This window comes from Pseudomonas sp. NPDC087817, from assembly GCF_044742875.1.
In the GTDB taxonomy this organism is placed as follows: domain Bacteria; phylum Pseudomonadota; class Gammaproteobacteria; order Pseudomonadales; family Pseudomonadaceae; genus Aquipseudomonas.
The window spans coordinates 28,829-39,140 of record NZ_JBIUVJ010000029.1 but is presented as its reverse complement, the minus strand read 5'-3'; the positions used below and the strand labels follow the sequence as shown (position 1 = coordinate 39,140).

Annotated in this window: 10 protein-coding genes; 3 read left to right on the top strand and 7 right to left on the bottom strand. The window is 57.8% G+C overall.

Annotated elements, in window-relative coordinates:
• Together ACIONG_RS18465 and ACIONG_RS18460 are read left to right on the top strand one after the other, a co-directional pair.
• The coding region (locus ACIONG_RS18465) for a hypothetical protein (RefSeq protein ID WP_401301747.1) at positions 1–276 on the top strand (276 nt) is incomplete at its 5' end.
• A 109-nt stretch (positions 277–385) separates the two neighbouring features.
• On the top strand, positions 386–1,018 hold the full coding sequence (locus ACIONG_RS18460; protein ID WP_103302944.1) for a hypothetical protein: 633 nt from the start codon (positions 386–388) through the stop codon (positions 1,016–1,018).
• Between the two features lie 119 nt (positions 1,019–1,137).
• Here the strand turns inward: ACIONG_RS18460 and ACIONG_RS18455 are convergent, their stop codons facing one another.
• From ACIONG_RS18455 to ACIONG_RS18445, 3 genes are all read right to left on the bottom strand, one after another.
• On the bottom strand, positions 1,138–2,664 hold the full coding sequence (locus ACIONG_RS18455; RefSeq protein WP_401301744.1) for a SulP family inorganic anion transporter: 1,527 nt from the start codon (positions 2,662–2,664) through the stop codon (positions 1,138–1,140).
• A 90-nt stretch (positions 2,665–2,754) separates the two neighbouring features.
• Positions 2,755–3,483, bottom strand: coding sequence for a carbonic anhydrase (locus ACIONG_RS18450; protein WP_401301741.1), 729 nt, complete (start codon positions 3,481–3,483; stop codon positions 2,755–2,757).
• A gap of 237 nt (positions 3,484–3,720) precedes the next feature.
• Positions 3,721–4,791 (bottom strand): PA0069 family radical SAM protein, encoded by a 1,071-nt coding sequence (locus ACIONG_RS18445; RefSeq protein ID WP_401301738.1) that lies wholly within the window; start codon positions 4,789–4,791, stop codon positions 3,721–3,723.
• Positions 4,792–5,035: 244 nt separating this feature from the next.
• Between ACIONG_RS18445 and ACIONG_RS18440 the strand changes: the two genes are divergently transcribed.
• On the top strand, positions 5,036–5,338 hold the full coding sequence (locus tag ACIONG_RS18440) for a hypothetical protein (protein WP_401301736.1): 303 nt from the start codon (positions 5,036–5,038) through the stop codon (positions 5,336–5,338).
• 123 nt (positions 5,339–5,461) lie between these two features.
• Here ACIONG_RS18440 and ACIONG_RS18435 read toward each other — a convergent pair whose 3' ends face one another.
• From ACIONG_RS18435 to ACIONG_RS18420, 4 genes are all read right to left on the bottom strand, one after another.
• Positions 5,462–6,025 carry a hypothetical protein gene (locus ACIONG_RS18435; protein ID WP_401301733.1) on the bottom strand — a complete coding sequence of 188 codons (564 nt, stop codon included), beginning with the start codon at positions 6,023–6,025 and terminating at the stop codon, positions 5,462–5,464.
• Between the two features lie 276 nt (positions 6,026–6,301).
• Positions 6,302–7,603, bottom strand: coding sequence for a c-type cytochrome (locus tag ACIONG_RS18430; protein WP_401301730.1), 1,302 nt, complete (start codon positions 7,601–7,603; stop codon positions 6,302–6,304).
• A gap of 12 nt (positions 7,604–7,615) precedes the next feature.
• Positions 7,616–9,400: a GMC family oxidoreductase gene (locus ACIONG_RS18425; protein ID WP_016983441.1), complete on the bottom strand. Its 1,785-nt coding sequence runs from the start codon at positions 9,398–9,400 to the stop codon at positions 7,616–7,618.
• 2 nt (positions 9,401–9,402) lie between these two features.
• Complete coding sequence (locus ACIONG_RS18420) at positions 9,403–10,149, bottom strand: gluconate 2-dehydrogenase subunit 3 family protein (protein ID WP_401301726.1); 747 nt, start codon at positions 10,147–10,149, stop codon at positions 9,403–9,405.
• Positions 10,150–10,312: the final 163 nt, after the last annotated feature.

The following is a 10,312-nucleotide window of genomic DNA, read 5'->3' as shown; positions in this document are numbered from 1 at the left end:
GTGGATGTCGCATCATTGCGTGTTCCCCTTATCGTTCTTGTTATCCCGCCGGCTTTCGCCTGCGGCAAGGGAGCGGCTGCATCAGACTACGAACTTGAATCGCCGGGCCTTGCTGCGGGTGCAGTCGGGCGTCATCAGCTAACTCCATTCATTGGCGAGTATAGACAGCGGCGGGAAATTGCAATGTGCACACGTAAATCAACTGAAACAGCGAAGGCTTGCGCTCAAGGGCACGAATGGAGAAGGATGCAGACGAGTGGTGGCAAACCGATATAACGCAGGCGCATCAAGGATGAAATAATTATGACAAATGCGTCTTAGCATTTTTCGTAAGCCAGCTAACTTATGTCTTCCCTATTTCATTGCCTTGTTTCCTGGAGTTTTCATGAACACCGCCGCATTGCGCGAGCAGATCCAAAAAGCCCGACAACACGAAAACGAAACCGGACGGTTGACCCGTCAACTGGAAGAACAACTGCCTCACCTGCACCCCTCTATCCAATTACCGGAGACGGATGCCAAGGCTGTATTGACGCGTTTTGTCGAAGCCTATATCGACGAAGTACCTGACCTGCTGGACGCAGCCAATGAAGTCGCCAGGGAAGCGGGAATCGAGTCACAGATCAAACCGGTGCTGAAAATCGCCGAGCAGTATTTCCTCCAGCCTCCGGTTGGCCTGGAACATCTGCTGGACGAAGCCTATCTGGCGCACCGCTTTGTCGAAGAGGTCAACGACCTGTACATCAAGCATTTCGGCCAGCCACTGATCCCCTTGGACATGACGGTCGCCAACCTGATTGCTCACCAGTTGCTCGGTGAGAAATTTGCCAATGAACTGGATGAAGTCGTGCACCACGCCGTGGACAGCATGCTCGACGACGACAGCTTTGCGCTGGAGTCGGTAGAAGCCTACCGCGAAAAACTCAGCAGCCCTGATACCGGCGCCGCGTGGAAACGCTGGCCGTGCATGAGCCGCCGACTGGGTGTGGGCCTGGAGCTGGATCAACCCGCCGCGTAACTCCGCGTCACACCACAAATACCTGTGGGAGCTGGCTTGCCAGCGATTACGGTAGATCATCCAACATCTCTGTTGACTGACACACCGCTATCGCTGGCAAGCCAGCTCCCACAGGGTTTTTATCCGGCCGCACCGATTCCGGTATTGGTCCGAACCCTGCCCTCAAGCCTGCGCTTCAATCCTCGCGACTCAATCAACAGCTTCGACCCCTTCGCCGCATTCGCCCGCCCCCATTCTTCCAGCAACTCCAGACATGAATGGTCGATGTAGCTCAGGTTATTGAGCGGCACATGCACCGTCGTGCCTTCGGGAATCGTGTTCAACACCTGCGTCAACGCCGGCACCTTGAGGAACGTCCCCGCCCCGACCAGACGCAACTCCATCTCGCCGTCCTTCGGCAGATCGATCAGGCTGATCTTCAGGCGTGAAGCCTTGAACGCCAGTTTCACCAGGGTCAGACCGAAACCGACCAACACACCGGTCAGCAGATCCGTGAAGATGATTGCCAGCGCCGTTGCCGCGTAGGTGAACATTGGCATCCGCCCGTAACGGCTCAGACCGCGGAAGGCTTTCAGGTCGACCAGTTTGAAACCGGTATAAACCAGCACCCCGGCCAGACTCGCCACCGGAATGCTTTGCAGCACGCTCGACAGCAACAACACGAACGCCAGCAGCCACAGGCCATGGAAGATTGTCGAATAACGCGTGGTCGCACCGGCCTGGACGTTGGCCGAGCTGCGTACGATCACCCCGGTCATCGGCAACGCGCCGACCAGACCGCAGAGCATGTTGCCGACACCTTGCGCCGACAGCTCACGGTCGAAGTCCGAGCGTACGCCGCTGTGCATGCGATCTACCGCCGCGGCCGACAAAAGGGTTTCCGCGCTGGCAATGAACGCTACAGCGAACGCGGCGATCAATAGCGTCGGATCGGCCAGACTGAGCAGGTCAGCAGGTTTCAACCAATCAATGGCCTCCGCCAGATTCGCCGGCACCTCGACGCGCTTGACCTGCAATGCCAGCAGCAGACTGACACCCGTCGCCAGACCCACACCCAGCAATGCGCCGGGAACAAAGCGCAGCGATTGCGGGCGGAATTTTTCCCATAGCCACATCACCGCAATCGTCGCCAGCCCGAGCAACCCGGCCTGCCAGCCGAACGACGGCAAAGCCTGCGCCACCGCGCTTGGGAATGCGGTGAGATTGTCCAGCCCGGACGGTTTCGGTGCGGCATCGAGCATTACATGCACCTGCGACAGCACGATCAAGACGCCGATCCCCGCGAGCATGCCGTACACCACCGCTGGCGCCGTCACCCGAAACCAGCAACCCAGCTTCAATCGCCCGGCCACCAGTTGCAGAAATCCGGCGAGCAACAGAATCGGCCCGAGCATCTCGATGCCGTGCTGGCGCACCAGTTCGAACACCAATACCGCCAGCCCCGCCGCCGGCCCACTGACCTGCAACGGCGAACCCGCCAGCCAACCGACCACCAGACCGCCGATGATCCCGGTGATCAGGCCTTTGGCCGGGGGCAACCCTGACGCAATCGCAATGCCCATGCACAGCGGCAGGGCGACCAGAAACACAACCACTGAAGCGAGCAGCTCCCGTGGCAACACCGCTTTCAATTGAGCCGCACGCATGGCGATTCTCCCGAAGTTTTCTTCAGGCGTGGTGAGGCCGCGTCGCTGAAACAGCGACGGGCGTCAAACCACACAGATTTTTAGGAAGATTTAGAAGCGTGCTTTGGGCGTCGCCACCGGAATCGGATGGCTGCCGTCGAGCGGCAGGAAGCGTCCCAGGTCCGCGTCGTAAGCTTTGATTTCACTGGTTTCGATGTTGTAGACCCAGCCATGGATGAACAGATGACCGTTCGCCATGCGCGAGGCTACCGAAGGATGGGTACGCAAGTGCTGCAATTGGGCGATGACGTTTTCCTCGGTGAGGATCGGCATGCTTTCTTTTTCGTCGGCGCAATGACAGTTGTCATGCACCATGGTTTTCGCGACTTCGGCGTGGCGCAACCAGGCTTTGACCGTCGGCATTTTTTCCAGGCTGTCCGGGTTGAGTACCGCACGCATGGCGCCGCAATCGGAATGGCCGCAAATGATGATGTGCTGCACGCCGAGGGCCAGCACCGCGTATTCGATCGCGGTGGAAACGCCGCCGTTCATCTGGCCGTACGGCGGAACGACGTTGCCGACGTTACGGGTCACGAACAGATCGCCCGGGGAGCTCTGGGTGATCAGCTCAGGGACGATGCGCGAGTCGGCGCACGTGATGAACATCGCTTTAGGCGCCTGGGCCGTGGCGAGTTTCTTGAAGAGTTCTTCCTGCTGCGGAAAAACCTCATGATGAAAATGCAAAAAGCCGTCTACGATCTGTCGCAGCGCTGCATCGGCGGATTCCGCTTCTGGGGTTTGCGCCGACGCAGCCAACGGCTGTTTATCCTTGTCACTCATGATTCATCCTCTTAGGCGGATTCAGGGAGTCTTCCCCGGTATTCCGGTATGAAGCCAGTGGCTGTTTAAAACATCCGGGTCATCCAGACCCGTCAGTCACTCGATGAACAAGGTAGCCGCCGAAACTTAACTCAAACTGAATCAAACGCTCTAGAACGTGTGTTCCAGGTCACAAAAAACGTGACTGAGTGATTTCGGCGGAAGGTTTCCAACCCCTCAACCATAAGCCAATTGTCGCTAAATCAACGACATCTGGCGACCCGGCGGACAGAAGGCTGTGCAGTCGAGATTGTAGCCCTCGCGATGATTGAGCCCCAGGCGCTTGATCGCTTTGGCAAAACGTTGCGCGAGCAGGTCGGCAAACGGTCCTTCGCCGCGCATCCGCGCGCCGAAACGGCTGTCGTAGAGCTCGCCGCCACGGCTCTGGCGGATCAGGCTCAGCACATGTGCGGCGCGTTGCGGGTAGTGCGCGTTCAGCCACTCTTCGAACAGCGGCGCCACTTCCAGCGGCAAGCGCAACATCATGTACGCCGCACTTTGCGCACCGGCCGCGTGGGCCTCGGTGAGCAGGCTTTCGATTTCGCTGTCGTTGATCATCGGAATCATCGGCGAACACAACACGCCGACCGGAATTCCTGCTTCACGCATGACCCGAATAGCGCGCAATCGTGCCTTGGGTGCAGCGGCGCGCGGCTCAAGGATACGTTTGAGTTCATCGTCCAGCGTGGTCAGGCTGATCATCACCGCCACCAACCGATGCTGCGCCAGTTCGGTGAGCAAATCGAGATCGCGCAGGATCAGCGAACCCTTGGTGACGATGGTCACCGGATGCCGGTAGCGCAACAGCACTTCGAGGGTCTGGCGGGTGATTTTGTGTTCGCGTTCGATCGGCTGATACGGATCGGTGTTGGAGCCCAGATTGATCGGCGCGCATTGATAGCCTTTTTTCCCGAGTTGTTCCTCCAGCACCTGCGCAGCGTTGGTCTTGGCGATCAGCTTCGTTTCGAAGTCCAGCCCCGGCGACATGTCCCAATAGGCGTGGCTGGGCCGCGCATAGCAATAGATGCAACCGTGCTCGCAGCCGCGATAGGGATTGATCGAGCGATCGAAGGGCAGGTCCGGTGAGGTGTTACGAGTGATGATGGTTTTCGCCGTTTCGATCATCACCTCGGTGTTTTGCGTCTCGGGTACTTCCTGATACCAGCCGTCATCCTCGGCCACCGAGCGATTCGGTGCGAAGCGGTTGTGCGGGTTGGTCGCGGTGCCGCGACCGCGACCGCGACCGCGAGGAGGGAGAGGGTTGATCATTGGGCTAATCCCGTGTCTGTATATGCATACAGTATATGAGCAGGGCCTGGACGATCCAGTACCGTTCGGCCAAAGAACAACCGTCGCGGATCATTCTACGGTTCTGTTCGCTGTTTATATAAATAGTTAGAACCAGAGACAACCCGGGAAACATATGTTTGGTTGTGAAGGGAAGTTATCAAATATAGCCTTCGAAACTTACCGGCACTGATGCCTGTGTATTAATTCTAAAAGGATTTAATTTATGTCGTTTCTCAATCAGCGTGGTGTTTTTCTGCAAATGATGCTGCCGAGCCAATCTGAGCCCAATACCATTGTTTCGATGCAACTTGCTCGCAAGGAACTGGGCTGGAATGCCGAGGAGCAATTGTCGACCGAAGCCTTGGTCGATTCGATTTACGTGGTGGCGGTATCTGCTGATCGTGGCAAGTCCTTCACTATCCGCACGGACAAGAAGGATGTTGACGGCGACGGTGACATTGATGGCGATGACAAAGCCAAGTTGGCAGCATTGGCCAAGGCTTATGTGAGTATCGTTAATCCGTAACAGAAAATTTTACTGCGTTCTCATCGGCGCAAAAAAAGCCCTGCATAGATGATTTATGCAGGGCTCTATCATTGCCAATCAATTCCTTTCGGCGACCCAGTTAACGCGAATCTCGCAACGGGTTCATCCAGCGAAGCCTCTCATTGAAACAAACGAATTCGCGATATTGACGAAAATCAGTTTGTCATTGGCATCAGAATCTTCATCACCGTCAGCATCGATGTTGAATTTGCCGTCGCCCTCCAACGTATCCTCCACCTTATAAAAACCTGTGGCATTGATCTTTAACTTCACGTTAGCGTCAGGCTGAGACAGATCGTTATTTGAAAGTTTAAATAGATCAATATTCACGTATGTCGGTTTAGCCGTTTTCGCCTCACCGTCAGACGATATGAGGATGCAGCTGTACAGGCGACCCTCGCCCACGGTGCTCAAACCTGCCAATTTCGAGGCCAGAGTCGCCGCGACGGTATAGGTGTCTGTGTCAAATTCATCTACCCCGTCATTCCCCTCGACATCATCCACTCCTTCGGCACGGTCGTACTCACCTTGGGCGTTGGCGTAAGTCGTGACAACTGCATCAGGTTTGAGATTATTCGCATAGCCATTGTTATAACGGGAAATTACAGCTTCTTGCTTACCGTCTGCATTAATGTCCTTAAACTCAACCACGACTGAATAGCTCATGTGATTTGCTCCATGCCTGCGCAATATCGAGATTTGAATTGCGTCAATCGGACAGTAAGTCAGACGGCAAATAACGACTACTGTCAGAGTTGACAGGTGTATGTATTTACAGTGTGGTTTTCGGCGCGTGGAAAATTTACATCGGCTGTTCGGATGTGCAGCCTGCCAAGGCTGACAGTAGATGAGATTTTCCCCTGATTTTAGCGCCCAGAAACGAATGCCCGCTAATCCAGCACAGAAATACATGCTGTATCGGCGGGCGTGGCACTCCGACAGTCAGTTATGCGTGGTGACTTGCCCCAGGTCATCCCCGGAAGTGGTCTGCATATCGTTCTTGCGCAAGCTGGCCACATCGGCGGCTTTCACCGGCGCACCTTTGTTGCCCCAACTGCCACGGATAAAGCTCACCACGTCTGCCACTTCCTGATCCGACAGGCGCCAGGCAAAACCCGGCATGGTGAACGTCGACGGCGCGGTGTGCGTCGCCGGCAGCGTACCGCCCTTGAGCACAATGTGAATCAACGAAGTCGGGTCTTCCGATTGCAGCACCGGATTACCCGCCAGCGCCGGGAACACTCGCGTGTAGCCGTGGCCGTCGGTGCGGTGGCATGCCGCGCAGTTGTCGATGTACACCGCTGCACCACGCTGGCTGTCGTCACCGTCCCACAAAGCCTTGGCGGCTTTCTCGTCGTACTGATGTGGCTGATCGTTCGGATCAGTGGCCGGCAGCGACTTGAGGTAGCGGGCAATCGCGGTCAGGTCGGTGTCGGTCATGTATTGCATGCTGTGGGTGACCACATCGCTCATGCCGCCAAACACCGCGCTGCGGTCGCTGCGCCCGGTCTTGAGGAATTGCACCAGTTGTTTCTCGCTCCAACTGCCGAGGCCATCCTTGTGGTCGCCGCGCAGGCTTTTGGCGATCCAGCCTTCCAGCGGCGCACTGCCGGCCAGAAAAGTGCTGCCATCAGCGGCGCTGAGGGATTTTTCCTGCATGGTCAGCGCGCGTGGCGTATGGCAGGCACCGCAATGTCCGAGGCCTTCGACCAGATACGCCCCACGATCAATGACAGCGTCGTCCGACGTGGCTTTGTAGTCCTCGACCTTCGGCGCAAACATCCAGCGCCAGCCCATCAGCGGCCAACGCATGCTCAACGGCCATGGAATATCACTGGCCTTGTTCTCCTGCGCGACCGGTTGCACGCCGTGCATGAAATACGCGTACAGCGCTTGCATGTCGGTTTCGCTGACACGGGCGTAGGACGGATAAGGCATCGCCGGGTACAACGTACTGCCGTTTTTGGCGACGCCATGGCGCACGGCTTGATCGAAGTCCGCGAAGCTGTAATCACCAACGCCGGTTTTATCGGGAGTGATGTTGGTCGAGTAGATCGTGCCGATCGGGGTTTCCATCGGCAGACCGCCGGCGAACGGCTTGCCGCCCTTGGCGGTGTGACATGCCACACAGTCGCCCGCGCGGGCGAGGTATTCGCCTTGCTTGATCAAAGCTTGATCAACTTCGGCCGCCTGCAAAGCAGCACTGCCGAGCAGGGCCAGGGTCGCGATAACAATAGTCTTCATGATCATCGCTCCTTAAGCCTGAACCAGCGGGCCGGGGTTTTTCAGGTATTGCTCGCGAATTGCCTTCGCCGACCAGTAGGTCAGCGCCGCTACCAGCCCTGTCGGGTTGTAGCCCAGGCCTTGCGGGAACGCCGAAGCGCCCGGGACGAACACGTTGTGCACGTCCCAGCTCTGCAAGTAGCGGTTCAGTGCGCTTTTCTTCGGATCGGTGCCCATGATCGCGCCACCGTTGAGGTGGGTGGTCTGGTACGACGCAGTATTGAAGTGGTCGCCGACTTTCTTGCCGATCACCGCAATGGCTTTCGGCCCCATCGCTTCGGCAACCTTGCCCATTTTCTCGACCATGAAGCGGTTCATCTTGATGTCGTTTTCCTGCCAGTCGAACGTCATCCGCAGCAATGGCAAGCCGTAGGCATCGCGATACACCGGGTCGAGATCGAGGTAGTTGCCGCGGTAGGACTGATGCGCGCCGTGGGCGTCCATCGACACTTGGTGGGTGTAGTAATCGGCAGTCGCGCGTTTCCACGCACTGCCCCAAGCCGGCGTGCCCGGCGGGTTCGAGGTGCCGGCAATCGGTCGGCTGCCGGCCTGATTGACCCACATCGGCGAACCACCGACGAAGCCGTGCGGACCATGGTCGAAGTTGTCGGCGTTGAAATCGTCCAGCGCCACACCGTTGCCGCCGGCACCGATGAAGTTGTTGGTGTGGGTGTCCTTGTCGAAGAACGCCTTGATGGTGGCCATGTTCTGGTAGGCGAAGTTACGCCCGACCACACCTTCGCCGCTGATCGGGTCGTAGGGCTTGCCGATCCCGGAGAGCAGCATCAGCCGCACGTTGTGCAACTGGAAGGCGCCGAGGATCACCAGGTCCGCCGGTTGCTCGATCTCGCGGCCCTGACCGTCGATGTAAGTGACACCCGTGGCTTTGCTTTTCGTGCTGTCGAGGTTGACCCGCAGCACATGGGAATTGGGCCGCAGCTCGAAATTCGGCAGCGGCTTGAGCGCCGGCAGAATGTTCACGTTCGGCGAGGCCTTGGAATACATGTAGCAAACGTAACCGCTGCAGAACCCGCAGAAGTTGCACGGGCCCATCTGCGCGCCGTAAGGGTTGGTGTACGGCCCGGAGGTATTCGCTGATGGCAGGTTGTAGGGTTTGTAACCGACTTCTGTAGCCGCTTTACCGAACAGCTGTGCGGAAACGGTGTTTTTCTGCGCTTCCAATGGGAACGGGTTGGAACGATCCGGCGCGTAAGGGTTGCCACCCTTGCCCTGACCGACCAATTGACCTTTCACGGTCCAGGCCTGGCCCGAGGTGCCGAAGACTTTTTCGGCGAAATCGAAGAACGGCTCCAGCTCTTCATAGCTGACGCCGAAGTCCTGGATGGTCATGTCCTTCGGAATAAAGCTTTTGCCGTAGCGCTCTTCGTAGTGGCTGCGCATGCGCAACTCGATCGGATCGACGCGAAAGTGCACGCCCGACCAATGCAGCCCGGCGCCGCCGACGCCATTGCCCGGCAGGAACGCGCCCAACTGGCGGTTCGGCAGGGCGATGTCGTTGACGCTATGACGAATGGTGACGGTCTCTTTGGAGATGTCCTGAAAGAGTTTTTTGCGCACGCTGTAGGTGAGTTCGTCGATCACCTGCGGATAGTTGCCGTCGGGGTAGGTGTCCTGCATCGGCCCGCGCTCCAGCGCCAGCACGTTGAGACCCGCTTCGGTCAACTCCTTGGCCATGATTGCGCCGGTCCAGCCGAAACCGACGATCACCGCGTCGACCTTCTTCATTACGGTTGCCATGCTCAAGCCCTCTCGCCGCGAATCGAAACAGCCGGGAAGGGGTATTGCTCGTTGCGTTCCACCCAATCCATGAAATCGGCGCGGGCGCCGGGGAAACCGATCATGGTCCAGCCGACCATGCCTTTATTGCCGCCGTGGATCGGGTCGCAGAAGAACCCTTCCTTGGTGTTTTGCAGCAGCAGGTTGAAGAAAATCTTCGCCGGAACGGCGTCAAATTGCGCTTTGCCGGCTTCGAGTTGCTTAAGCAAATCGTCTCGGGTAGCGCTGTCTTGCTCGGCAAATGTTTTACCGTTGAGGGATTTTGCCCACTGATCCGTGGCGGCGATGCCGAGGCGGTAGATCTCTTTGGGCACCAGTTTGCTCTGCCAGCCCATTTCGGGCGCTGCGTCGGCGTTGAACGGGCCTTGCATGTACCACAGGGCTCCGGCGGCGTAGGGGGTGTTCATCTGACGGTCGATGTATTCCGGCACACCGGCTTCGAGCGCGCCTGGGCCCTGGGCGTCGTTGGGGATCAACTGCGCCACGGCGGCATTGATGAATGCCCATTCTTCGGCGGTGAAATAGTTCGGCTGATAAGCGCTGGTATCAGTGCGTGTCGGTTGTGGCGCAGGCGCGGCGGGAGTGGCTTCAGGCGCGGCTTGCAGGACGCTGCTGCCGAGGCTGGTGCCTGCGAGGGTGACCACCGGAATCAGGGTCAGGGATTTGCGCAAAAACTCACGCCGCGGGTTGTCTCGATCTGCATCAGACATGGGGGGCACCTCATCAGGCATTGATGGTTGTCAGCCGTTTCTGCGAACGGCTCAAGAATTTTCGTTGCGACGTGACCGGTGATGACCCGGAAAAGGGGTACACGTCTGCAACAAGATGTGACAAATGGTAGCAGCCTAAGCATCCGGATGAATCGATTAAGCG

Bases quoted from the DNA above. Each gene is read 5' to 3' on its own strand.
- ACIONG_RS18450 (WP_401301741.1), bottom strand. From the start codon at position 3,483: ATGAGTGACAAGGATAAACAGCCGTTGGCTGCGTCGGCGCAAACCCCA.
- ACIONG_RS18445 (WP_401301738.1), bottom strand. From the start codon at position 4,791: ATGATCAACCCTCTCCCTCCTCGCGGTCGCGGTCGCGGTCGCGGCACC.
- ACIONG_RS18435 (WP_401301733.1), bottom strand. From the start codon at position 6,025: ATGAGCTATTCAGTCGTGGTTGAGTTTAAGGACATTAATGCAGACGGT.
- ACIONG_RS18455 (WP_401301744.1), bottom strand. From the start codon at position 2,664: ATGCGTGCGGCTCAATTGAAAGCGGTGTTGCCACGGGAGCTGCTCGCT.
- ACIONG_RS18425 (WP_016983441.1), bottom strand. From the start codon at position 9,400: ATGGCAACCGTAATGAAGAAGGTCGACGCGGTGATCGTCGGTTTCGGC.
- ACIONG_RS18430 (WP_401301730.1), bottom strand. From the start codon at position 7,603: ATGAAGACTATTGTTATCGCGACCCTGGCCCTGCTCGGCAGTGCTGCT.
- ACIONG_RS18440 (WP_401301736.1), top strand. From the start codon at position 5,036: ATGTCGTTTCTCAATCAGCGTGGTGTTTTTCTGCAAATGATGCTGCCG.
- ACIONG_RS18420 (WP_401301726.1), bottom strand. From the start codon at position 10,149: ATGTCTGATGCAGATCGAGACAACCCGCGGCGTGAGTTTTTGCGCAAA.
- ACIONG_RS18460 (WP_103302944.1), top strand. From the start codon at position 386: ATGAACACCGCCGCATTGCGCGAGCAGATCCAAAAAGCCCGACAACAC.